This is a genomic window from Chitinophaga sp., from assembly GCF_019236475.1.
In the GTDB taxonomy this organism is placed as follows: Bacteria; Bacteroidota; Bacteroidia; order Chitinophagales; family Chitinophagaceae; genus Chitinophaga.
On sequence record NZ_JAFAIX010000012.1, the window covers coordinates 122,243 to 148,775 of the forward strand.

Consider the following 26,533-nt stretch of genomic DNA (forward strand, 5'->3'; position numbering starts at 1 on the left):
TTTGAACCGACTGAATGAAATCACCGTTTTCTGAAATTTTGCGCAAAGATAAACGTTTTTATCTCAAAAATTCAGCGATGATGAAAAAAAAGGAGGGTATATTATAATGTTATTGATAGACAGATGGTTATAACTTAAATTGTATTGCATTTTTTAGGGAGATAACAGCCATTTTTTCAGCTACTTATGCACAAAAAGTTATATTTATTTTTTCATCATGTATTACCCAGCCGCGGAGGCGTTAAACTGCATGCTATGCAGCTTGTAATAAAAGCCCTCCAACTTCAGTAATTCTTCATGACTTCCCATCTCCTTAATCTCGCCTTTATCCAGCACAATGATCTTATCCGCCTCGCTAATGGTAGACAGCCTGTGCGCGATGATAATGGCCGTCCGATCAGCAATCAGCTTATCAATGGCATCTTGAATCAGCATTTCAGACTCTGTATCAACGGAAGAGGTGGCTTCATCCAGGATCAGGATAGCCGGATTGTACAACAGTGCCCGCACAAAGGAAATCAACTGACGCTGCCCCAAAGACAAGGTACTTCCCCTTTCCATTACCTGGTAATCATAACCGCCAGGCAGTTGCATAATAAAGTCATGAATACCAATTAGTTTGGAAGCAGACACGACCTCCTCCCTACTAATGGCGCTATTGTGTAAAGTGATATTATCGTAAATCGACCCGGCAAACAGGAACACATCCTGCAATACCACCCCAATTCGGCTACGTAGGGCATGCAGCGAGTAATCTGGTAACGCTATCCCGTCTATCTTGATGCTTCCCTGTTGGATCTCATACAAGCGGTTTAAAATGCTGATTATAGTGGTTTTGCCAGACCCGGTATGCCCGACGATTGCCACGGTATCTCCTGGCTTCGCATCGAAGGTGATATCTTTCAGGACATATCGGTCATCTACGTAAGCAAAGGAAACATGATCAAAAGAAATAGCCCCTTTCATGTCTTTTGCAGATGCTGTGCCATGATCAGGGATATAATCCTCATTATCAAGGATTTTGAACACACGTTCACTGGCCACCATTCCCATTTGAAGGGTATTGAACTTATCTGCCAGCATACGCAGTGGGCGAAATAACATGTTGAGGTACATGATAAAGGCAATCATCACCCCTTGTGTTACTTCGTAATTCAGCACTTTATTAGCGCCCCACCATACCATCAATCCCAAGGATATGGCCAGGATAATTTCCACTACAGGAAAGAACACAGAATAGGCAAAAATGGCATCGATATTCGCATTCCGGTGATCCTTGTTGATCTGGCGGAAACGGGCCAATTCTCTCTTTTCAGCGGTAAATGCCTGCACTACCACCATTCCGGTGATATGCTCCTGTACAAACGCATTCAGCGCCGATACGGCATTACGTACCCGGTAAAATGATTTATTCACACTTTCCTTAAAGATGAAAGTAGCAATGATCAGGATAGGGAAAGGAGAAAGGCTGACTAACGTGAGACGCCAGTCCTCCATAAACATCACCACCAAAATGGCAATGATCATCAGTAGGTCTGCTACGATACTGATAATCCCCTCAGAGAAAACATCATTAATCGCCTCAATATCATTGATGGTACGGGTTGTAAGGGTACCAATAGGGGTTTTATCGAAGAAGGCGAGATTAAGATGCACGATTTTCTTGTAAACCGTTACTCTTAAATCCTTTACGACCGACTGTCCCAGCCAGTTGGTCAGGTATGAAAAGAAAAACCTTACTACCGTTTCTAACAGTAGTAAGGCTATCTGTATAATCGTTACCGTAACCAGCATGCGTGTCAACTGGTTAGCGATATATTTATCGACGGTTACCTGTATCAGGTATGGGCGCAGCGGCGATATCACCGCCAACACCACTGTCAGGAACATGGAAACATAGAAGGACCGTTTGTACGGTGCAGCAAATGAGAATATACGTCTCAATAAACTAAAATCGAATACCTTCTTTACTGCCAGATTTTCCACGTTCGTTGATCTAATGTTTAAGCTATGATTTCTTTTCGTCTTTCATGATCTGCCTGTAAGCTTTGATGAAAATAGCTCCCAGGTTTTTATGCGGAGGTACGTAATCGCTGAACAGTTCTTTGTTACGGGCATCTCCTGCAAATTTCTTGGCCAACTGTGCCCACATTACCACCCAGTCTACATTTTTACCACTTCTGATCACATCTTCCAGGCTGCGAATGATCGGTTCATTTACGAAGCGGGTACCTACCTGTTTGGAGGAAATGATATGCGCTTCAGGCGCTTTTTCCAGTACCACGGCCAGGTTGTGATAACCACCGCAAGAACCCAGAATCACAATTTTCGCAGAGCTCTGTAAGTTGTCGAGGGTTGTATTCACATGGTAGCTGTGACCACGATGTATAAAGATACTAGGATGTATGTCATTTTCATCCAAGTAATCAGACAATTTTGCAATAGCTTCTTTATCATCTGGTTCATCCAGAGGCAAATTCGCGAATATAGTAGTCGGTTTCCCTTTCAATGAACTGATCTGTACCCAATATTTGTTTTTCTGCACTTTCCATTCTCCCGCAGGGAAATTGGTCATGAAGCTAGCGAAGGACTCCTGCCCGTCTTTATCTCCGTAGAAGAATACTTGCTGGAATACGCGGCCACTGTCGCTTTCCAGGCTGTTGTATGCCACATAGTTAATTGGAGGCAATGAGAATTTCGCAGCCATATCGGTGGCTTTGGAGGAATCGTTTTCGTTTACAGATTCTGTTTCGAACAGACTGCTCAGCAACTGATAGATCACGGTACCTCTGCGGTCATTATGTTTTCTTACATAACCCAGGTTTTTACGTACTTCTGCACGGAGGAAATCCAACAGTTTAGGATCGCGGATACTTCCAAAGGAGTTGGCCACATCCACTGCGTCTTCCAGGTCTTCTGTTTTCTCCAGGTTCTGTACATATTTCTGCATCAGGTAGTTGGAGTTCTCTGGCGCCATGGACTTCAAGAAGTTGTCCAAGGTATTGAAACCAGCCGCCATGGCAATGAATTTCTTGAAACGATCGAAATTCACCATCATGAGTAAACTATCGCCACGAGGAGGTTTCATACGAGCCATCATTTGGTCGTATAAACCGGCGTTGTTATGATTGGTATAACTGGAGGTATACAGCTCTTCCTGGCCATTCACGATCAGGTAATAGAGTTCTTCTGGGGTGAAGTCGTTCACGATGCGGAAACGCACAGGAGCCGATTCTTCGTGGAGGTCATTTACTTCGCGGATATACAGCAGTGATTTAGCCTGCATGTTTTCCATCATGGCCTTCATCCCGATAGGCGTTTTCCCTTCGGCCTTCATTTTCTGCATCGCGATCATGGATTTCACCATCTGGCGATAGTAAGAACGGTCGGTTTCAGTGACTTTCTCCAGTTTCTCCAGGGTAGTAGTGCCATTCAGGATTTCATCAATGAAAGGCAGGATACGGGTACTCTGTGAAGAACGGCCTATCTGTACAATGGTTTGAACAATTGGATCAGGATTCCTACGGATGGCACTAGCCATTGGCGTGTAGGAGGTAGCATAGGTTAATACCTGGTTAGGGTATTTACGGGCTACTGCCGCCACGATGGAGTCTGTACCAGGATAGTCCAGATACTGTGTCAGTTTAGGCATAATGTCTTCTAGGTGACTGAAGGCATATTTACCAAATACAATTCCTCTGGCATCATTATAACCGGGGTTATCCTTGAATACTTCAATGAGTTTTAAAGTGCCTTCATACGAAAGGCCCTGGATATAAGGAGCCACGCTCTGACCTTTTATGTCGGCGCGCATCATGCTGTGATAGGCATGGATAATGGAAGGAGCTTCTTCCGGTTCCAGGAGATGATGACTTCTTTTGAAATTATAATCCTTTAGCACGGCATACAGGCCTGTCAGGTATTTCACCTTCAGGCGATGATCCAGGGAACTGTCTCTCTCAATTTCTACCTGCATATCATCTACCTCTTTTATCAACGCGTTCGTAACCTGGAGGTTTATCGTTTGATCATCAGAGACATGTACCAATCCGTCGGCTTTACCGTCGTATTTAGCTGCCATTGCCTGTTCCTTATCGATGTTATCATGAAATCCCTGCCTGGATATAGGGATCTGCAAATGATTACTTTGTGCGTGCACCCAACTGCTTGAACAAACAGCCAGCAAGAACATGATTAAAATTTTCCTCATTATTTTTTCCTTTTCAGCCTTCCTATCAGCAAATTTACAACCAATTTAAATCTTAGCGCGATTGTTGCTGCTAACGATTAGCTTTTAACCACAAATAAATATGATTTTCCTATATCTTTATAATATAACCCAGGAAAATCACCCTTTAACCATAACAACTGAGTACTGCTAAGTGTTAAATAACAATCGATTATGCAGACATTCAAAAGCGATATCTCCGGAAAACATTTCCCAGAAATTGAAAAAGTAAGCGCCAAGCTGGTTCGACCTTCCATCATGAAACTGATTAAGAGTGAGCATCCGGAATTCAACCATAAATGCCATCTCTCTGCATCAGAGTTTTCTAAATACAGGCATGAATTCTATAACCAGCTATTTTCACATGAATTGGGTGAATTAAATTCGTTGGAACAACAGGTCTTACAAAACCTGAAGAATGATCAGATCTTATCCGATAAACTGGAAGAAGATACGCAGCAAGTCACGACTACCATTGGAGAACGACTGGCAGATAAAATTGCGGATTTTGGAGGTAGTTGGACTTTCATTATTTCCTTTGTTGTTTTCATCCTGATCTGGATGGCAGTAAATGTATGGTTTCTGCTGAATAAAGGGTTTGACCCATATCCGTTTATTCTACTCAACCTGATCCTCTCCTGCCTAGCAGCACTACAGGCGCCAGTGATAATGATGAGCCAAAATCGACAAGAAGAAAAAGATCGCCAGCGTGCTAAAAATGATTACATGATTAACCTGAAATCGGAGCTGGAAGTACGTATACTCCATGAAAAAATTGATCACCTCATTATTACCCAGCAACAGGATATGTTAGAACTACAACAGGCTCAATTGGATATGGTAGATAGGATCATGGCTTCTATTCGCAGAAATGGCCCACCTCAAAAAAATGAGCATTCGGAATAGGCAAGAGTGCTTCATGTCTTCCTAAACAAAAATATTTCAATCAATTATATCTTATATAATAAATGCAATTGTCGATTTAAGGCCGCCTCTGTTTTTTTAATGTAAATTTGTAAAACAAGATGGAAAGGCCCACCCATGCTGAATTAACAATTTCATAATGTTATTTTTCCATTAATCACAGGGCGTAGTTTATAATTTTGTGCCGTCTTTATTAAAGCTAAATTTATGATAGACCAAGCCGTAGCTGGAAAAATCCTGGTAGTAGATGATGAACTGGATATTCTTGAGATCATCAGTTATAATCTTAAGTCTGCCGGTTATGAGACTGTAACTGCAAAAGACGGCAATGAGGCTATCCAGAAAGCGAAGATATTCCGTCCCGACCTGATTATGTTGGACATCATGATGCCGAATAAAAATGGCATCGACACCTGCCGTGAAATCAGAAAGTTCCCAGAATTTAAAGATACCATGGTATTGTTTTTAACTGCCCTCAACGATGAGAAGTCTGAAATTGACGGTCTGAACATGGGTGCAGATGATTACATTGCCAAACCAATTAAACCGAAGTTGCTGGTAAGCCGTATTAATGCGTTGTTCCGTCGTTTACACAAACCGGAAGAACAACAATTGCAACTCGGCGACCTGATAATTGACAGGGAAAAATTCACTGTTACTTATAAGGGTCAGGAAATCATTCTTGCGAAGAAAGAATTCGAACTGTTGCAGTTACTGGCTTCTAAACCAGGCCGTGTGTTTCTCCGCAACGAAATCTTGAACCAAGTATGGGGTACTGAAGTGATTGTGGGCGATCGTACCATCGACGTACATATTCGCAAAATCCGCCAGAAAATAGGTATCGATCTGATTACCACCGTAAAAGGCGTAGGTTACAAGTTCGAAATGTAATCTTTCCAGCACATCAAAACATTCTAACAAAACCATGCGGGCTGTAGCTGAAAAGCTCACAGCCACTGCTTTTTTATGGCAAGAAGAAAATTTAATGTAATTTCCCATTATTACAATAATTACTCACTTTGGAGTATGTTCAAGACTAAAAACCTTTCCCCGCAAAAGCTCGCGGGATTCACAGCGCTGGTGGTTTCGATAGTAATAGCCTTAGGTAGCCTACTTGTAGACGGCGACTGGAAAGTTGTTGCTGGCGCATTCGTGCTCACTTTCCTCGTATCTTATTATCTGTACCTCTATACCCTGCAGAACTTCATCTACCGGAAAATAAAGCTCATTTATAAATTCATTTACCAGACAAAGGCTTCCAAAAGAGAAGAATTCTTCAACAAGAATATTCTTCCGCTGAAAACCATTGAAGAAGTAAGTGAAGATGTGGAAAAGTGGGCCAGTCAAAAGAAAGAAGAGCTGGAGAACCTCCGCAGAAACGAGGAATTCCGTAAAGAGTTCCTGTTGAACCTTTCCCATGAGTTGAAAACACCCATCTTCGCGGTACAGGGTTATATCCACACCTTGCTGGACGGCGCTTTGGAAGATCCGAGTGTAAATAAACTGTTCCTGAAAAATGCCACCAAGAATATCGATCGTCTTTGCCGACTGTTGGATGATTTGGATGAAATTTCGAAGTTGGAAAGTGGGGAGATGACAGTCAATGTGGAAGATTTTGTTATTCAAGATCTACTGAAGGATGTATTTGACACACTGTCCCTCAAAGCCAACACCAAAGGCATTAAATTCAGCATTAAGAAAGGCTGTGAAGCACCGCTGCATGTAATCGCCGACAAAGAGAAAATCCGTCAGGTATTGATTAACCTTGTGGATAACTCCATCAAATATGGTAAGCCAGACGGGCACACCATCGCTAGCATCTATAATATGGATGGAAAGCGCGTACTGATCGAGATCTCCGACGATGGTATTGGCATGGCAGAAGAACATCTGCCACGCGTGTTTGAACGTTTCTATCGTACGGACCGCGCGAGGAGTCGCGATATTGGAGGTACCGGATTGGGACTCGCCATCGTAAAACATATCGTAGAAGCACACGATCAATCCATTACTGTAAGAAGTAAACCTGAGATTGGCAGTACTTTCGGCTTTACGCTGGAAGCGGGAAAAGGTGAATTCTAAAAACGATATTGCATCCGACAGGTCAGCACATTATCACTGATATCAGAGGTATAACCTGGCAACTGGGTCGATTCGTTCTTCACGATATCGTAGTAGAGTGTGAACTTCAGGTGTTCATTCGCATAATACAAATATCCGATTCCCAAGATATTATAACGTATATCCGCAGGGGTAGTTCCTGAACCGGGCGCCCCTATTTGTTTTCCTTTTACATTGGTGTTTGGATCATACCAATCATATTTCACCACCAACTGGTGTTTTACACTGGCCAAGTTCTGGATAAAGTAGATATAGGCGCCATCAAAATTCCTAATATACAGCGGCGCATATTTTCCAGAAGGGTCTAGGGGAATAATACCAGGCGTTTCAGTAGTATTGGCCGTAGCTGTTTGTACACCTCGGATATATTCTGCTCTGAACTGCGTCCAACCTTTGCCTGGTCCATTGGGGATTTTCAACTGTACATCTGCACCGTAATAATGTCGGGGTGCGATTTTACCCGCATTTTCCACAGACGAATCCAATTTGAAAACGGTGTTTTCCATCCTGTAAATATGATCTGTGAATTGTTGCATCCCGCCATACAATATAGAAACCCCACCAGACAACAACCATTTACTTTTATTGATAATCTGCGGCTTCACTGCAATACGCCCTATAAAGTCTTTATGACTATCGAAGTCACTAGGGCCGGTTAATCCTTGTCCATTGAATAAGCCAGCATCTATTTTTAGAAAGCGTAGCGGATGGTCTTTCCGACGGGGTTCAAAGGAAATCATACCACCCATATCACGCTCCGTTTTCATCAGTGTTTGTGACATTCTACCACGTTCCGGCGCTTCACGATCAGCCGAAGAAAGGTTCACCTCATACCCGAATGGGCGGGCAAACATACCGGCAGCCATAGAAAAGACGTTGAATTTGTTTTCAAAGAATCGACCATAGAAATCCCTGATCGCTACTCCCCTTTCCGTACCGTCGAACTGGAAGGCGAATTGAAGGATGGGCATATCATTGTTGTCATACCTTTCATAGTCTAAGCGAATACGGCCCCTGCGGAGCATCCAACGGTTATCCGATTGGGGATTGAAGTCGCCGCCGGCAAATGAAGGGGCTCCTCGTTTGGAGGCCCACTGGAACTGGGGCTGAATGTAGCCACTGAAGCGCAGCGCATCATATTTGTGGTACATGGAGATCATTCCTCTTCCCAACTCCGTGGTGGTATCAATCATGTCCATGAGGAACTGGGCTTTAGCTGTGAGAGAGGAAACCGTCAGTACACATGCTACCAGTATAATTTTTGCAAAACGCATCCGTGGTTAAAATTTGCCCGCAAAAGTAGTATTTCGTTGTTGAATATTATGTAATTGTTAACCAATCAATTTTGTGTTAATCGTTCGTTAATCACTAAACCTAACAGTAACTGTAAACCAAATTTCATCGCTATTCCCCGATCTTTTGAATATAAATATTTCGCCATGCGAAACAATACCAGGGCCCACTGGCAACAGCTAGTAGACAGGGCCATTGCCATCACAGACAACAATCTATCCCTGGATTTATCCATCAAAGCGGTAGCGGATCAGTTATCGGTAGATGCCCAAACACTTGGCAGAAGATTCGAGGATTTAAAGGAAGAATCGTTCAAACAATTCACCAAAAGGAGAAAGCTGGAAAATGCGGGTGGCTTGCTGCGGCATTCGCCCTTCAGCATCAGTCAAATAGCGGATCGCTGCGGTTACAATACTATCCAGGCTTTCAGTAAGGCTTTCGCAGAGGAACATGAGCTAACGCCAACAGCCTACAGGGATAGGCTCTATCTCCCTAACGAACTAGCCACACTCAATAAAACAAAAATTATTACCTCTTCCCATGAAACAGAAGATGACATCTTTTGTATGGACAACCTACAGGAAAGACAAGAAAATGCTACTACCCTTTACTATACGATATTACCCAGCCAGCACGATCCCATTCGGAATATGGTAGCGCATATGCTGCATTATATCCAACAATTTAGGATCATCCGTTCTACGCTGATGATTCCAGATGCTAGGATCATCACTGGTACCTTGGACGCCGTTCCGGTAGTGGACTATGAGAAAATGATGATGTATGTGGGGTTACAGGTACCTATGTGCAAAGCATTTGAGGTAATACATCGGCAGATAAAGTTCGGGTTTCATACCTGTCACTTGTTGGAAAAGGAGATGCCTGCCAGCAATTACAAGTTCCTAAAAGTAAACATGGGCTTCGCCGATGCCGGCTTGCCCATGTATAATTTCATCAATACGAGTTGTCGTCAAGGATTCTTTAAACTGAACAGTAATCAGTTCTTTATGTCGCTCACAGGATTGACGGAGTGCGAAGTCTTCATTCCCTGGGAAAGACGTTATGGCGCTTAGAACTGGAAGTAGATAGGTATCATTGGCTGTGTACTCTTTACCTGTACCAGCAACCATACAAAAGCTACCATCACTGCTACGCTGCCTACTACGGGAATTCTTGCATATGCGCCTTCCATAGACAGTTCGGCTTTCTTCGGCATGAAATGCAATACAAAGCCCATCAGCATTACCCAGAACACTGCGGTATAACCAGTATATAACTCTTTCCAGATTTCTGGCTGGAAGTCGTATGCAATTTGATGTATCAATGCCCATGCATCATGGAAAGTGGATGCTTTGAAGAAGATCCAGCAGAAGCATACAAAGTGGAAAGTGAACAGAATACCCAGTACTTTCAGGAACTTACCTTTCCATCCGCCAAATGTGATATTTCTTTTCTTCAGGTAGTCGATACGCACTTTATCGATGGCCAACATACTGCCGTGCATACCTCCCCAGAAGATGAAGTTCCAACTGGCGCCATGCCAGAAACCACCAATCAGCATGGTCAATCCCAGGTTGATGTACTGTCTTACCTTTCCTTTACGGTTACCACCCAAAGGAATATATAAGTAATCTCTCAACCAACTGGACAACGAAATATGCCAGCGACGCCAGAATTCTGTGATAGAACTACTCTGGTAGGGAGAATCGAAGTTTGGCGGAATCTTGAAACCGGTCCAGCGGGCAATACCCAAGGCCATATCGGAATAACCGGAGAAGTCGCAGTAAATCACCATGGCATAGCCATACACGCCGAGCAGACATTCCAATCCGGTATGTTTACTTGGATCATCGAAGATGTACTGTACGAAGTTCTGGTATATAAAGTCCGATATGATAATCTTCTTAAACAACCCACTGATAATCAAATACATTCCCTTACCAATATCTTCGGAATCGATGAAGTAGGGTTTAGAAATCTGCGGGATGAAATCATGTGCACGCACAATAGGTCCCATCATCAGCTTAGGGAAGAACGACAGGAAGAACAGGTAATCCATGAAGTTATCCACAGGTTCCAATTCATCCCGATATACGTCGATGGTATAGCTCAGGTTCTCGAAAGTATAGAAGGAAATACCGATGGGAAGGGTTAGTTTCAGCAAAGGAATATTTCCGGCGGCAAAGTCGTTGATAATGCCGATGAAGAAGTTAGTATACTTGAAATAGAACAGCAGCCCAATGTTCAGGATAATACTAAACACTAGCAATGTTGTTTTGGTAGATCGTTTCGGGGTTCGATGGATCCACCTCGAAAGGTTGAAATCCACTATAGCCGAGAGGATCACCAAACCTACATAGTATCCGCAGGCTTTATAGAAGAAAAACAGGGAGAAGAGGGTGTATACCCAAACACGTCCTGCTTTACTCCGATGCACTGCTAGATAGCACATCAGAAATACGGCGAAATAATAAAGAAAGAAAGCGCTGTTAAACAGAACCGGATCATTCGGGTCGTAACGAAGCAGGTTTAACAACTTGTTGATGTCAATCATTGGATGCTAGTAAGTTTTCTTTGTTGCCGTGTATTTTTTAAAGGCTACTTGTAATGCTTCATTCAGCAGTTGTCCTTGGAGCTGATAGCCTTTCACGCTGAAATGTACGTGATCTGGCGCCCAGAGGCCACTGAACCTGGCACGTTGCAGTTTATTGACTGCATTAAAGTTCCAGCAGGCAAGTCCGTGTTCACGGGCATAGCCTTCAATTTGCTGGGTAGCCATTGCGATATATGGATTGGGAGTAATGGAGGTTTTGGTAATCTTTCTCCATCTACCCCTGACCTTTTTACGGGAATGTGTATAGATAACGCGCATGCAATCAGGCGGAGTGGTGAGCAGTATGCAAACTGCCGGATTCTGCTGTCTGATCAGCGATACCGTTTTATCGATTTCAGTCCTGAAGGCGAAAGCATCAAATTTCCCATAGGCTTCATTCGTACCAAGGGAAATGATGACCAGTTGCGGTTTGATCGCAGCCATATCAGCCAGCAGGATATTACTATTATCATTGTAATGCTGGTACATGGCGCCATTGATACCTATGCTGCTGTAGATCACACCAGGTTTACCATTACTAAGGAAAGCCCCATAAAAGCGGAAAGATGACCTAGCGGTATTTTCAAACCTTGCGGAAAATATCTGTTGTTGATCTCTGAAGCTCAGTGTAGCCTGGGTCATGGTAGGAGACCCCGTAAAAGGACGCGGCGTTATAATCACATCCGCAGTACCGGCAACAACTGTAGTAGAGTCATTTCCTGGATCGTAGAAGAGCTGCGCCTCATTGAAGGAAGTTTCCTGGAAACTATCCTGTTTACCGATGAAGCTGAGTGCCGGTGGCATGTTATTCGTACTGATAACGATAGCGCCAGGGCCGAGTACTGGTGATTTGTAGCGATCTACTACCCTCTCCATGCTCCATTTCACTGGGCTAGACCAGCGATAGTCTTCCGGGCCATTGGTGCCGGCTAGGTTATACGGGAAAACGAATCCCCGACCAGCATTCCCAAACTGTCCTTGCAGTAAAGCGCCATTTGTTTGTGGGAAGTATCCTGCTTGCACATGGGAATCGCCCAGGTGCAATACAGATACCACGCCGGTATCCGCATGCGTTAAAGCATTGAAAAAACGGTTCAGCGCTGTATCCTGAGAGATCGCATTATCTCCACTAAAACCCTGTGCCATGGCGGCATTACCGGCCATCAGCATCAGGAGGGTGATACTACTGGATATTATTTTTCTGCCTATATTCATCCATAATAGCTTTATAGAGCATGGAAGCGACCTTCGATGCTCCTAATCTGTTAAAGTGTGTATAGTCTTTATTTGCACTAGGGGTATCACTTTCCACCCATTTCACCATTGATCCTTCTCCACCCATAGCGGCATAAAGGTTCCAGTAGGCAGTTCCGTGGTCGGCAGCCAGATCATGTTGTACAGATAACAGCGCTTCCACACCTGGAGCGGTTACATAATGATCTCCTTTCTTATAGGATTTATCCGCAGTACCAATGATTAGGAAAGAGGTAGCAGGAAAATCATTACGGAGAGAATCCATTACCTTGTTCATTGGACGTTGATACCAGCTATAGTCTGTCAGTTCCGGACGCCATAATACGTTGGCGCCGTAGTGCAGCACTACCAGGTCATAATGACGTTCTTGTTGCATCTTGCGCACCATGTCAGCAGAGAGGTGTCCTAATTCCACACCGCTGATTCCTCTGAAGGAATAGTTATCCACATACACCCCGTTATCTGTTTCAAAGCATACACCATAGAAAGGACTGGCATTGCCGTTGGTATATTTGAGGGTGATGGTTTGCTGACCAGTATCCTGACGGAGGTCCATACGGTTTACCTCTGCATTACCGGAAAGGGTATAACCTTTATCGTTCACTGTAACGCCAGTTCCTGCGGTAGGTCCGAAGAGAATGGAAATTTCGTCGAACTTATCTAGTCTTGCTTTTTTCACTGGTGCAAATCTTGCCCAACTGGCAGATCCAGGAACGAAAGTATGCCCAGAAAGTCCGAGACCTATGCTGGATGGAGGTGAATTTTTATAGTTATAGTCTTTCCAGTCTTTCGAGAAAGTGTGGGTAATAGTTGTTCTGAAAGAGGCCACTACAGAGGTAATGGGAACAAATCCCACTCCTTGGCCGCCGAAGAATTGTTGGAGGCTATCGCGCAGATCGCCGGTGATGAGATCCCCTTCAATCATGGAGTCGCCGAAGTAGGCAATGCGTACTTTCTTCCGTTTGCCCGCTTTCAGTTCAGCGAGGGCGCGGTAGAATGCGTTCATGCCTGCAGCGTCTTCGCCGTATTGGGCGCTGGCATACTGCATAATACCGGTGTACGACATATAATCATGATGTGCATCCGGATTGGGCAGTACGGTCACTGTGCCGCTACTGTCTTTTACGGCGACAGCCGAGTCGGCAGCAGAAGGCCTGCCATCACCGGTTTTAGCGGCAAGGGCAGGCCTATTAGTATGGTCGGCAGGAGATGAAGTCCTTAAATCAGACAACATATCCAGTTTCCTGAATTGAAAATCTTTAAATGAAAAGCTGATATTCAGCTGAGATAAAGCCACTAGGCAAGCCAGAGATCCTGCTATTATCAGGAATGGGTAGGCTGCCTTATTCTTGCCAGGCATCTTATTCATGGACACGGTTATATCGAATTACCGACTGCATCCTGGCAGCAAGTGGCATAGTTTCTAGTTAAGACCCGCTTGCGATGTTGCCCACGGCTGCATCCAGCTTGTAAAGTTTGTAACGGTTAATAATATTTGTCACTCTTTTTATCCATTCTTGGCCTGCGGAAGAATAGCCACTATGGTTCATTTTATTTAACCATGTAGTATACTCCATGTTTCCCTGCAAAGTTGTATACCATTTCTTTTTGGTTAACAACTGTACAAAGTGTTCGTAGGAAGCTACATCTGACAAATACTGTTTATAACGGGATTTATGCCCGGGGTTAGTTTGTGACAGATTGTTCTTGCCGACAATGCCAAAATGATTGTGCAGCAATTTAGCATTTTTACTGGTTCCAGTACCAGATTCTAACATCGCAATTCCTAAAATTACACTAGCGGGAATCCCTGTTTCCTGCATCAATTCTACTGAAACAGGTTTAAATTTTTTCAAATAATCGCTTGTTGATTGTTGCGCAAACCCAACATTGCTGAGCATTAGCAATAAAAACACCGCACAGATCCAAGTCGCAACTTTGCTTTTGGTTGATCTTAAACGTCCCATAAGCTTAGTTTTGGTAGTTGTTACTGGTGAAGATTTCATGTTTGTTTTCAGCATCATTTCTTACCTCACATATCAACGATGTAAAACATCGCAATATTACTTTAAAAAATTAAATAATACGTCTTTCCTCTTCTCGCTACTCTTCAGTTAAATTCTTGTTAAAAAATATTGTTCCCTATAATTATGCCAATCCCCTTTGATGCAGCCTCAAGCCATATCAAAGGGGATGTTTCTATTTTGAAAGCCGGGATAGGTGCAAATACTATGCCGGTTCCTGTTTAACCAAGCTGATGTGTAACTCCTCCAATTGGTAATCATCAATAGCAGCAGGCGCATCCAGCATCACATCGCGACCGGAATTATTTTTCGGGAAGGCGATGAAGTCGCGGATACTTTCGCTGCCACCCAGCAGGGAGCACAGACGGTCGAAACCGAATGCAATACCACCGTGAGGAGGTGCACCGTATTCAAACGCACCCAGCAGGAAGCCGAATTTATGAGCAGCTTCTTCGTCTGACATACCCAGCGCTGCAAACATTTTCTCTTGTAGGTCGCGCTGGAAGATACGGATGGAACCACCGCCGATTTCGGTACCGTTCAGTACGATATCGTAAGCGTTTGCCTTGATTTTGCCATATTGTGACAGATCGTCCATGAGGGCAATCTGTTCTGGTTTAGGAGAAGTGAACGGATGGTGACGAGCTACCCAACGGTTTTCTTCTTCTGCGTACTCAAACAGCGGGAAGTCGATCACCCAGAGTGGAGCAAATACATTTTTATCGCGGAGGCCGAGGCGTTCGCCCATTTCCAGGCGGAGTTCGCTCATAGCCTTACGTGTACGCTCTTCTCTACCGGCCAGTACCAGGATCAGATCACCAGGTTGGGAACCGGTTTTAGCAGCCCATTCTTTTAGTTGCTCTTCATTGAAGAACTTATCTACTGAAGATTTCAGGGTACCGTCTGTATTATGTTTAACGTAGATGAGTCCGCTCATGCCGATTTGAGGGCGTTTTACCCAATCTGTCAGCTCATCCAGTTGCTTACGGGTATATTCCGCACAACCTTTGGCATTGATGGCTACCACCAATTCCGCGTCGTCAAATACTTTAAATCCTTTATTCTTAACGGTTTCGTTCATCGTTACCAGTTTCATTTCGAAACGGATATCCGGTTTATCGTTACCGTAGTATTCCATTGCATCATCGAAGGTCATGCGTGGGAATGGATCTTTCATATCTATTCCCTTGATTTCCCTGAAGATATGCTTCAACATATTTTCGAAAGTGTTCAGGATATCTTCCTGCTCCACAAAGCTCATTTCACAATCGATCTGTGTGAATTCCGGCTGACGATCTGCACGGAGGTCCTCATCGCGGAAACATTTCACGATCTGATAGTAACGGTCGTATCCGCTCACCATCAGGAGTTGTTTGAATGTTTGTGGAGACTGTGGCAGAGCGTAGAACTCATTGGCGTTCATACGACTAGGTACCACGAAGTCGCGTGCACCTTCCGGAGTAGATTTGATCAGGAAAGGTGTTTCTATATCCATAAATCCCTGGGTATGCAGGTAGTTACGTGCTTCACGTCCTACGCGGTAGCGCAGTTCCAGGTTTTGTTTGATAGCATTTCTACGCAGGTCGAGGTAGCGGTATTTCATACGCAGCTCGTCACTGTCGTTCGCACCTTCCATAATGGAAATGGGAGGCACTTTAGAGCCATTCAGGACGGTATAATCATCCAGGACGATCTCAATATCTCCGGTAGACATTTCCGGGTTTTTATTAGAGCGTTCTCTCACTACTCCTTTGGCTTGAATAACGAATTCGCGTCCCAGCGGTTGTTCGCTGAATTTTGCCAGGAGCTGATCTCCGATAACGAGCTGAGTAAGACCATAACGATCGCGCAGATCCACGAAGCTGAGACTAGCGCTGATTTTCCTGATTACTTGTACCCAGCCGGCCAGCGTCACTTGCTGACCAACATGTTCCATTCTGAGTTCTCCGCAAGTGTGCGTCCTGTACATGCGTAAATAATTGATTTTATGAATTATATGGTTGAATCCCGGGGAAGCAGTTCACTGTTGTCAGGTGCTTCATCCAACGCTTCCGCCATGCCCGCGAGGGGGAGCAAAGATACGTTTTGATCGCTGGATTTTAGCGCCGGGGTCTGTTAAAATATCTATTTACAGCGATCTCCGCCATTAAATCTTCTTTATTCCCGATCACTTTGGCAAAATGAGCTGCCATCAAAGGCGCCAGAGAACATCCTTTGGTACCCAGCCCATTGAATACGCCCAAAGCGGGATATTCGGGATGGAAGCCTACAATAGGCCGGCGATCGTCGCCGGAAGGGCGCACTGCCGCCAGATGGTCTGTTACTTCGTAAGGTACTAGTAACAACTGCTCTATTTTTTCTTCCAAATGAGCTCGCTGTTCCGGCGTGGGCAATTCATCCGGATAATTCCAGGCGAAAGAAGCCCCTGCCCAAAATACCCCCTCCGATTGAGGCACTAACGTAATGCTTTTTTTAATAATATCCGAAGTTTCCAAGCCGGGGATCCGGATCATTAGTACTTCTCCTTTATTTGGCAGAAACTTAATTGCTTGGAAATAAGGGTTAGTTGCCCCGGCGGCACCATCACAGAAAATAATCCGTTTCGCGCTGTATTCGCCATATCTGACCTCATCATGGCTAATGATTTCCAGGGCATCCAGTTCAAAATGGACGGGCAGTAAGGCCTCCTTATTTTCCAAAAACTGTCTATAAGCAGGGAGGAACTCTTTTAAGTTCACGGTGCCTCCTTTAATAATAGCGGCGCCGAGTGGTTGTTTCAGATATTCCCCATATTGTAGGGTCTGTGGAATCGTCGTGTATTTCTCGTTGCTTCCTTTACCAGCCTTAGCATTGAAAGCATCCCGAAGCTGTTCGGAGGGGAATACCGTCCACAAATTGCGCTCGGTTAATATATTTACTTTCAGTAAAGCAGACAATTCGGCATATGTCGTTTTGGCAAAGGGATAAATCTCATCGTACATCCATGCGGGCTCGAATCTTCTTCCAGAAACAGGATTAATGATTCCTGCTGCCACACGCGATGCACTGTTCTTTTTTCCATCATCAATTACCAGTACGCTAAAGCCTTCCTGTAAGAGGAACCAACTCAACATAGTACCAGCAATGCCTTGTCCAACGATTATACAATCTACTTTTTTCATGTCCCTGCGAAGGTATTAAAACCAAAAAGGAATTGACGTCTGCGACGTCAATTCCTTTTTGGTTTTAATATCGTCCCTGCCCAGAAGGCAGGGACGATAGATAGAAAAGCTTTGTTATTCTGTGACTTTCACTGTAATGCCTTCACTATGTGCGCTAAACTCAGGCGCATACATGCATTGCGCCGTAGCTACGCCGTTGGAGAAGGTACCTTCATGCGTTACGAACATCGGATATTCAAACACCCAGGTTCCTTTCGGCAGATTACTAAAGAAGAAGTCAGTGCTAGCATCTTTAGTGCTTTCATAATAACTGAGACCATCTTGCCATTTAGCGGTACTCAATACATTCACTGGCTCAAAAGCCGCTGCCCGCATGTCTTTCAGATGGATGTATTCCATATTTCTATCGGAGCGTAGTACGATGCGTACTTTCAACTTATCTCCTACTTTCAGTTGATTGCCATCGCTCAGTTGTGTTAGCACAGGGCCTTTATCTGAATTGACTTCTTTATACAACTGCTTTTCAATAGACAACGGAGTGGCCGCTGCGGTAATTTTATCCAGTTGTTCAAAGTACTGCCAGTACACAGCTCCCCAGGAAGGTTGTCCTTTACTACCTTTGACCTCAACAGTAATTTTACCCATTTCTGGTTTTACTGCTTTAGCCTCATATTGTTTGCGGAGATAGCCGGTACCCGCTTCTGCTTTCTCTTCAGCGGCGTGGATTTCCGTTGATCCCAGGGCAATGTTCACATCTGGTGTAGCTGCCAGCCAGTTATCACCACCTATCAACATGGCGTAACAGCCGTCGGCAGTGGCTTTGGTGGTGCTCCAATTATTGGTTTGCTTGTTTTTCAGCAGCCAGGTTTTCATCTCTCCAACGGCTTTCTTGTCATTACCAACGGTTGAAAATACTTCAATCAGCAGGGACTGTGTTTCCACCATAGCTTGATTCCAGTAATAACCACCGGTATTGTTTTTCCAGTACATTCCCATTTCGGGAGACACGATGGCATTTTCCTTCAGTGATTTCAGTATAGCCGTAGCCGTTACCTTGTCGTTCAGGCGATTCAACAGCAATGCCGTCATCGCTTTTTCATACAAGCCAAACTTGGTCCAGTCCTTCTTCGCCAGGCCCACGTAGTAATTCCAGGCGGTGGTTAAAGCGGCTGATTTCGGTTTATCGAAGAAACTCCTTGCGTATAGATATTGAATATCCAGTCCGCCGAGACCCAGTTTCTCTTTCTGTTTAAGACTACGCTGGTATTCCTCTACTACCCTACCATCCAAGTACTCAATGGCTTTATCTGCAATGGCAGAGGTCTGGCTATTGGTGCTGTGGGTAAGCTGGTTCAAACGACCAATACCCGCCACAATATATTGGGTGATGTATCTATCTTCCCACATGCCGGTAAACCAAGGGAATGCGCCATTATCGCTTTGTTTTCCAGCCAGTTGCTGCAACGCTTTATCTCCGGCAGTAGTAACAGTAGCGGCATCGAACAATGTAGCAATCCGGTGACGTTGTGCATTTTCATTTTTAGCATCCAGTACCCAAGGTGTTTGTTGTAACAGCACCGATTTGAGATCCTCATTTTTCTCCAGATTACTCATGAGGGCACTGGTATCGGCTGTCTTCCATTTCTCAAAAATCTGCGCAATGGCTGGTTGTTGTTTTACAATCCATGCGGCCAGCGTATTTGCATAGTACCTGTTAAACACTTGCTCAGCGCAGTCGTGCGGAAACTCCATCAGGTAAGGCAGTGCCTGCACCGCATACCAGGCTGGATTGGCCGTGTATTCTACTGTCAGCGCATGTTGTTGTAATGTTTGTGAAGACGCGCTTTCCTCCAGTTTCTTGAAGTTCATTGATTTACGACCATCGCCTTGCATCGCTATGGTCATAGACTCTGTTACCAGCATGCGATTGGTGAGTACAGGAATTGCATTTTCTTCCCCATCGCTGAAGTTGCCTGCCTGTGCAGTAATGCGGTAAATCAACGTACTGCCATAACCGTTAGGAATCTGAATAGGGAAAGATACCTGTGTACTTTGACCAGCTTTTGCGGTAAAGTGTTGCACGGGGAATATATTCTGGAACCAGCCATCCACTGGTTGCATGGTATTGGCATCGAGCAGTTCGAGTCTCGCCTGACCTATCAACTGTGAATCAGCCAGGTTACTGATTTTGGCAGTGAAGTTCATCTTATCTCCTTCCCGCATAAATCTTGGAGCAAATGGCTGCACCATCAAGGTTTTCTGCGTAACGATTTCCTCCGTTTTCAAGCCAAATGCTGCTTGCTGTGTATGCGCGAGTCCTTGGAACTTCCATTTGGTAAGGGCTTCTGGCATGGTGAATTCGAAAGAAACATTCCCATCTTTATCCGTTCTTAAATCAGGATAGAAGAAAGCGGTTTCATTAAAATTGGTACGAGCTTTAACTGGAACGGTTTCACCAGATTGCGTCTCCGCTGCCGTAGCAGACTGCTCTTCCCATTTTACATTACTCATTGCCGCTTCATGCATCACATCAGCGGCATCGTCCGCTTTAGCTTTTCTCATAACAGGAGCTGGTGCAGGAGCACCCGCAGCGGCTGGTGAAGCCATTCCCCTGATTAAAATTCTTCTGCTTCTACCTTCTAGTACCAGATCCCAACCGTACCAATTAATGCCAGGATATTGCTGTTGCACAAACTTATGGTCAAGGTTATAATTTCCATAAACAACGCCTTCTTCCACACCGCTGTTATCATTCATTGCGAGGCCTTGTTTTACAAAATCACTAATGGTATAACCTGGCAGGGACCATCTGAACGGATGTATAGCATCCAACGATGCATCATACATCGCAGCCAAGAAAGAAGCAGATACTTTGTCTGCTTTTTTTCCTGAAATATGCACTGACCATTTTTCTTTCTCACCAGGCAACAGTTTGTTACGATGTGCCGCCAGTTCTATTTTCAGGTCTTTATCCTCAGTAGATATATGGAATGCTACGCTTGTAGAACAGAAACGGTTATCCCTTACCCAAGAGTACCTGTATTGCACACTATTAGCATCCTTTCCAGTAATCTTATATTGCCTGTTGGTTTCACCTTTCAAATGGAAAGTGGAAATCTCCGTTTCAGACTCAGGCCTCATCATTTCTTCCAGCACGTAGGCATCTTTTGCAGTTGCCAGTTTTACAGAAGCTGTTTGGCCGATTTCATAATCCTTTTCAGGTGTATATACCCAAGCATACTGTGGATAATCCATGGCAGGATTATTTTCATCTACTACTTGGAACGTCGCTTTCTGTACAACGGTCTGGCTATCACCAGGCGTGGCCGTCACTTCCAGTCTGTAATAACCAGGTTTCAGTTTAGGGAAGCCAGGTTGTATGACCCCATCTTTGGAGCTTTGGAGCTTTTGATCGTACACCGCAGGCAGTGTAGGCCATGCATCCAACTCGTCTTCGTTCTTATAAACATCCAGTGGAAATAATTTTACATATTCCTCTTTTGAATAGACAAACTGATCTGGCGTATTCCAGTAACGCGCCCTCATTAAACGTTTTTCCGGCTGTATTGGCAGGAGTTGGAGATGGAGAGACGCGGGTTCAAATTGACCGTTCAGGTTATTAGTAGCTACTTTAATTTTATTCAATGCCGTGGCCGTGGTAGAAGACGGGATATCTACAGTCGCCACAATGCTTTTATAGCCAGCATTGATAGACTGTGTGCCACTGCGGGTTTCACCGTTAATATCCGTAACATCCACTATTACTTCATAGGTGAAATAAGGCATCACAGCAGTATCCGCAGATCTGTCGGGTATTGCAGGGAACTGAATGGAGAACTTTCCGTTGGCATCGGTGGTTGTCTTCCCATTACTAATTTCCCGCGAAGATATATTCATGGGTTTCCAACTGCGTATCCATGGGTATGGGAAATGCGTTCTACGCACCACGCGATAAGTAACAGCAGCATTGTCAATGTTATTGCCAGCAAATGCGATTGCCTTTCCATTTGCAGTAACGGTGTCGCCTACACGATACACCTGTTTAATATCTTCGAACGTCACTTCAAACTTTGGACGTTTATACTCCTCTACATTGAAGTAAGACCTACCTTCATTATGTGTGGAGAGTAAGGAATAAACGCCAGTGATGCGGCCGGTTGGCACGGTAAGCTTACCGGAGAATGCGCCGAATTCATTTGCACTTACTTCTACAGAATCCACTAATTCCCCATTCGCATCATGTAATTGTACCGCTGTTTTGAAATCCGTCACCACATGCGCATCGTTCGTATTCTTTTCTTTTTGCAGTACAATTCCTTTGAAATAAAGGGTTTGTCCCGGACGATATAATCCTCTGTCGGTGAAGAAGAATACCTCAGGTGTTGGGGCTTTCTCTGGATATACTTCGTGCTGATAATCACTTATCTGGAATGCATAATTATAGTAGTTAGGCAGCAGTAATACATCCTGCTTATAGGTCCACTTCATCCATTTATCAGCGGCGTCTTTTACCTTATAGCGGATGTTTATCTTCCCGTTATTATCTGTTTTTCCTGTGAAAGCCAGTTTTGAGGGAGTTTTTGACTGCCCACTCGGAATTGTCCACAATTCAACTGTTGCATTGGGCAAAGGCTCGCCAGTAGTACGATTCAACGCATATACCAGGGAATCGCTGCTCATGAAAGCAATATTGGAGACGGTAAATAGATGTCCGGCAGTGATAGCATCTTCCATTGGGAACTGTTCATTATCACTAATGAGCAGAACATAGAGGCCCGATTGAAGCGCGTCTACCTTTAATTCTACCATATGCGACATATGATCATCGCCAGCAGGCAGGTCCTGACTCCAGGTGCGTACCGTATTAGTGGTCATCAACTGGCGGATCGCCTGTTTGGTTTTATCCTGGTATGGCTGAAAGGCGCCATCTTTCTTTGTTACCTCTTCTGGTACAGACAACAATCGGAGGTATACTTTATTCAGGTTTCTATATTTCGTCAGGATACGCAGCGCCTGACCAGGTACGTTTACTTTTTCTACAGTTAGTCCCAGTGTCTTTTGTAGGATGGACTGTTTCAAGTTATAGGCATCCGCAGCGCCAGGACTTTTAGGAAATACTTTAATTACTTGATCGCAGAGCGTCAAAGCTGCTTGCAGTCGCGCTTTATTGCCAGGTATAGCGGATTGCGTATAGTCGTACATGTTAATATCCGCGATACGGGATTGTACTAGTAATACTGCTACTTCACCGGATTCGGGGTTGCTCTTATACGTCTCGTACATTTGTTGGAGCGCCTGTTCATACAACTGTTTTTTATCGGATGCTACACTGATCTGGTTCACATATTGAATACGGCTTACATCCACATTGGCAAGGGCGCTTTTATCTTCATCATTCAGGTGAAACCGAATCAGGTCCTGGAATAATTGAAGGGCTTTGAATTGCAGGCTAGCATCATCTGAAGTAGTGAAGGTATGAGCCACATAAGTGGCGGCTGGCGCAAACGCTGCAGGGTCGGTCAATTCAAATTGGTTAGCCGGCTTATTGAGATCATTTATACCTGATTTGTAGTAATTGATAGCACGATTAGCTAGCAGGTCGTACAGTGTTGGTATGAGTCCGGTGGTATTGCTACCTTGATCAATCACTACTGGCCAGGCAGATAACTTTTGTTGCTGCAGTAATTCCGGCTGAGCGAGAGAAGCGGCATATTCTGCTGTGATGGTATCGTGCAGCTTATTGGCAGACCAGGTGCGGATGTCCAGGCTTTTATCCTCCTTTACATCCGTGCGATTGCGGATCATATAGGCGTTCTGACGCAGGTAAGTCCACATGACTTCTGCTTTCATACTTTGGAGAATGGCTTTAGCCGGGCCGTTGGCAGACTTAATTTCACTGTTTAGTCGGCCCATACCAAACTCCAGGCTACTGTCTTTGATGGCACTTGCAAAGCGGAGTTGATACACTAGGGCTTTGATCACCTGTTGTTCATTTTTGGCAGCTTTGGCTTGTTGATAGATTTCATCTGTTTTCTTCAGCGCGGAGGAGGTTAGTCCTTTCGTCACCAATTGTTCTACTTCTTTCCAGGAATTATTGTAATCGGATTGGGCCATGATAGTTTGTACACTAAAGGTTAATACAATGCATAAGGCTGCAAGGACTCGCATATTGGGTTACATTTACGTTAACAAAAGGGAAAAGGTGGAAAGCACAGGGAAAATCCCGTTACTCTCCACCTTTCCAAATATAATTTACAGCGACTGAATTAAGCCAACGCTGCTTTTTTGCTCAGTACTTCTGCCATTGTTTTACCAATGTTAGCAGGGCTTTCTACTACGTGAATACCACATTCTGCCATGATTTTCATTTTAGCAGCAGCAGTATCTTCAGCACCACCGATAATCGCACCAGCGTGACCCATACGACGGCCTGGAGGGGCAGTCTGGCCAGCGATGAAGCCTACCACAGGTTTAGTACCGAATTCTTTTATCCAACGAGCAGCATCTGCTTCCATGCTACCACCGATTTCACCAATCATGATGATACCTTCGGTTTCAGGATCGTTCATCAGCAGTTCTACTGCTTCTTTGGTTGGTGTACCGATGATTGGGTCTCCACCAATACCGATAGCGGTAGATACACCCAGACCAGCTTTAACTACCTGATCAGCAGCTTCGTATGTCAAAGTACCGGATTTAGAAACGATACCGATTTTACCTTTTTTGAAGATGAAGCCAGGCATGATACCTACTTTCGCTTCTTCCGCAGTGATAACGCCAGGGCAGTTAGGGCCGATGAGGCGAGTATTAGAACCTACCAGGAAGTTTTTAGCTTTAACCATGTCCTGAACAGGGATACCTTCTGTGATACATACCACCAGGGCAACACCTGCTTCAGCAGCTTCCATGATTGCGTCGGCAGCAAATGCTGGCGGCACAAAAATGATGGATACGTTGGCGCCGGTTGCTTTAACAGCATCCGCAACGGTATTGAATACCGGGCGCTCCAGGTGAGAAGTACCACCTTTACCTGGTGTAACACCACCTACTACATTGGTTCCGTAATCGATCATCTGTGTGGCGTGGAAAGTACCTTCAGTACCGGTAAATCCCTGCACAATCACCTTACTATCCTTATTAACTAAAACACTCATCGCGCTTGTTTTATTGGTTTATTATTTTAATATGTTTAATTCTGCTGTGTGGCAAAAATAAGCTGATTTGAACAATTCTGCAATTTAGCACCTTTCACGATAAAAGCCGGATACTAAACACTGTTTATCGCCTATTTTTTCTCTGCCCCTTTTTTCTCTTCGCCCCCATTACCCAGACTTTCCCGCCATTTACCGCTGCGGAAGAAGTCTGTCTGCCTCATTTCCTTGGCCTCACGGAGGAATTCTGATGCGAAGATAAAATCATTCAGCAATTGATCTTTACTGAAAACGATATCCTTATTGGTCCCTTCCCACTGTTTTTGGCCCTTGTACATATACACGATATTGTCCCCGCTTTCCATAACGGTGTTCATATCGTGGGTATTGATAACAGTGGTGATATTATACTCCTGGGTGAGCTCCTTGATGAGCTGATCTATCAACAGGGAAGTCTGTGGATCGAGACCTGAGTTAGGTTCGTCACAGAACAGGTATTTCGGGTTTAGCACAATGGCGCGAGCAATACCCACCCTTTTTTTCATCCCTCCGGAAATCTCGGCAGGAAATTTTTTGGCAGCATCTCTCAGGTTTACGCGTTCCAGACATTCATCTACCCGCTTTTTCTTTTCGCGATAGCTACCCGTTCCGAACATATCCAGGGGGAACATCACATTTTGCTCAACGGTCATACTATCGAACAAAGCAGATCCTTGGAAAAGCATTCCGATTTTCTGGCGGATCTCCTTACGTTGATGGTTGTCCATCCCAGTAAAGTTCTGGCCATCATATTTAATGATGCCTGCATCCACTTCAATCAAGCCTACCATGCATTTCATCATCACGGTTTTTCCGCTGCCGCTGGAGCCGATGATAAGATTTACCTTACCAGATTCCATAACAGCAGATACCCCTTTTAATATCTCCTTATCTCCAAAGCTTTTTCTTATGTCTTGCAGTTCGATCATGATATATTGTAATTACTTACAGCAATATGGCTGTCAGTGCGTAGTCCATAAAAAGAATAAGCACGCAGCTCACCACTACTGCGGTGGTACTGGCCTGACCAATTTCCAGGGCGCCTCCCCTTACGTTATACCCGTAATAAGCAGATACGCTGGTAATAATCCATCCAAAAGAGAATGATTTGGCCAATGCGAAGAATACGTTATAGGCGCGGAATTCCTGCCTCAAACCCATAATGAACTGATCTGCAGAAATAATACCGGACATCACACCAGCTTCCTTTCCGCCCCATACTCCCAGAAACCCGGAAATACATACTAGTACTGGTACCATCAGTAAACCAGCCAGAATTTTAGGCATGATCAGATAACCTTTGGTATTGATTCCCATTATTTCCAGGGCGTCAATTTGTTCGGATACCCGCATATTACCCAGTTCAGAGGCTATTTTAGAACCCACTACACCTGCCAGTACAATACTGGTAAGGGTTGGCGCGAATTCCAGGATAATAGTATCTCGCACTACCTGTGCAATTGTACTCTTAGGAATGATTGGGCTCACCAACTGGTAGGCCGTTTGCAGGGTGGTAACACCTCCCATGAACAACGAAATAATAAACACTATCCCAAACGACCCTACGCCGATATCCACACATTGCTGCATGAATTGCTTCCAGTACATCTTCACGTTCTCCGGCCGGGAGAACATGCCTTTCAGCATCAGTAAATAGTTTCCGAAATGATAGAAGAATTTAAACTCCATAACCGGCCAAAGATATGACAGATTTTTTCAATCGTATCCGAATTTCGGATTTAATC

General features: G+C 44.4%; 17 protein-coding genes. 4 read left to right on the top strand and 13 right to left on the bottom strand.

Going from position 1 to position 26,533, the window contains the following annotated elements:
- Positions 1 to 222: 222 nt before the first annotated feature.
- Positions 223 to 1,986, bottom strand: a complete 1,764-nt coding sequence (locus JO154_RS16605) for an ABC transporter ATP-binding protein (RefSeq protein ID WP_291947525.1) — start codon at positions 1,984 to 1,986, stop codon at positions 223 to 225.
- A 22-nt stretch (positions 1,987 to 2,008) separates the two neighbouring features.
- On the bottom strand, positions 2,009 to 4,210 hold the full coding sequence (locus JO154_RS16610) for a hypothetical protein (RefSeq protein ID WP_291947527.1): 2,202 nt from the start codon (positions 4,208 to 4,210) through the stop codon (positions 2,009 to 2,011).
- 192 nt (positions 4,211 to 4,402) lie between these two features.
- Between JO154_RS16610 and JO154_RS16615 the strand changes: the two genes are divergently transcribed.
- The 3 genes from JO154_RS16615 (at position 4,403) to JO154_RS16625 (ending at position 7,234) form a co-directional block, all read left to right on the top strand.
- On the top strand, positions 4,403 to 5,134 hold the full coding sequence (locus JO154_RS16615; protein WP_291947528.1) for a DUF1003 domain-containing protein: 732 nt from the start codon (positions 4,403 to 4,405) through the stop codon (positions 5,132 to 5,134).
- Positions 5,135 to 5,359: 225 nt separating this feature from the next.
- Positions 5,360 to 6,043: a response regulator transcription factor gene (locus JO154_RS16620; protein ID WP_291947530.1), complete on the top strand. Its 684-nt coding sequence runs from the start codon at positions 5,360 to 5,362 to the stop codon at positions 6,041 to 6,043.
- Positions 6,044 to 6,178: 135 nt separating this feature from the next.
- Positions 6,179 to 7,234, top strand: coding sequence for an ATP-binding protein (locus JO154_RS16625; protein WP_291947532.1), 1,056 nt, complete (start codon positions 6,179 to 6,181; stop codon positions 7,232 to 7,234).
- Here JO154_RS16625 and JO154_RS16630 read toward each other — a convergent pair.
- Entirely contained in the window at positions 7,231 to 8,547 is a 1,317-nt protein-coding gene (locus JO154_RS16630; RefSeq protein ID WP_291947534.1) for a porin, read from the bottom strand. The two genes, JO154_RS16625 and JO154_RS16630, sit on opposite strands and share 4 nt — an antisense overlap.
- A 165-nt stretch (positions 8,548 to 8,712) precedes the next feature.
- Between JO154_RS16630 and JO154_RS16635 the strand changes: the two genes are divergently transcribed.
- Positions 8,713 to 9,639, top strand: coding sequence for a helix-turn-helix transcriptional regulator (locus tag JO154_RS16635; protein ID WP_291947537.1), 927 nt, complete (start codon positions 8,713 to 8,715; stop codon positions 9,637 to 9,639).
- Here JO154_RS16635 and JO154_RS16640 read toward each other — a convergent pair.
- The 10 genes from JO154_RS16640 to JO154_RS16685 form a co-directional block, all read right to left on the bottom strand.
- The gene (locus JO154_RS16640) at positions 9,636 to 11,120 is read right to left on the bottom strand and encodes an MBOAT family O-acyltransferase (protein WP_291947539.1); all 1,485 of its coding nucleotides are present in this window, start codon (positions 11,118 to 11,120) and stop codon (positions 9,636 to 9,638) included. The two genes, JO154_RS16635 and JO154_RS16640, sit on opposite strands and share 4 nt — an antisense overlap.
- A 6-nt stretch (positions 11,121 to 11,126) precedes the next feature.
- Positions 11,127 to 12,374 carry a GDSL-type esterase/lipase family protein gene (locus JO154_RS16645; RefSeq protein WP_291947541.1) on the bottom strand — a complete coding sequence of 416 codons (1,248 nt, stop codon included), beginning with the start codon at positions 12,372 to 12,374 and terminating at the stop codon, positions 11,127 to 11,129.
- Positions 12,343 to 13,782, bottom strand: a complete 1,440-nt coding sequence (locus JO154_RS16650; RefSeq protein ID WP_291947543.1) for a hypothetical protein — start codon at positions 13,780 to 13,782, stop codon at positions 12,343 to 12,345. Before JO154_RS16650 ends, JO154_RS16645 begins: the two co-directional genes overlap by 32 nt.
- Positions 13,783 to 13,840: 58 nt before the next feature.
- Entirely contained in the window at positions 13,841 to 14,380 is a 540-nt protein-coding gene (locus JO154_RS16655; RefSeq protein ID WP_291947545.1) for a glucosaminidase domain-containing protein, read from the bottom strand.
- Positions 14,381 to 14,642: 262 nt separating this feature from the next.
- Positions 14,643 to 16,406, bottom strand: coding sequence for an aspartate--tRNA ligase (gene aspS, locus JO154_RS16660; RefSeq protein ID WP_291947547.1), 1,764 nt, complete (start codon positions 16,404 to 16,406; stop codon positions 14,643 to 14,645).
- A 130-nt stretch (positions 16,407 to 16,536) separates the two neighbouring features.
- Positions 16,537 to 17,598, bottom strand: coding sequence for an FAD-binding oxidoreductase (locus JO154_RS16665; RefSeq protein ID WP_291947549.1), 1,062 nt, complete (start codon positions 17,596 to 17,598; stop codon positions 16,537 to 16,539).
- A 114-nt stretch (positions 17,599 to 17,712) separates the two neighbouring features.
- A complete protein-coding gene (locus JO154_RS16670) occupies positions 17,713 to 23,766 on the bottom strand; it encodes an alpha-2-macroglobulin family protein (RefSeq protein WP_291947551.1) in 6,054 nt (2,017 codons plus the stop codon).
- Between the two features lie 98 nt (positions 23,767 to 23,864).
- Entirely contained in the window at positions 23,865 to 24,752 is an 888-nt protein-coding gene (gene sucD, locus JO154_RS16675) for a succinate--CoA ligase subunit alpha (RefSeq protein ID WP_291947553.1), read from the bottom strand.
- A 131-nt stretch (positions 24,753 to 24,883) separates the two neighbouring features.
- Complete coding sequence (locus JO154_RS16680) at positions 24,884 to 25,717, bottom strand: ATP-binding cassette domain-containing protein (RefSeq protein WP_291947554.1); 834 nt, start codon at positions 25,715 to 25,717, stop codon at positions 24,884 to 24,886.
- 16 nt (positions 25,718 to 25,733) lie between these two features.
- Positions 25,734 to 26,477 carry an ABC transporter permease gene (locus JO154_RS16685; protein WP_291947556.1) on the bottom strand — a complete coding sequence of 248 codons (744 nt, stop codon included), beginning with the start codon at positions 26,475 to 26,477 and terminating at the stop codon, positions 25,734 to 25,736.
- Positions 26,478 to 26,533 lie beyond the last annotated feature (56 nt).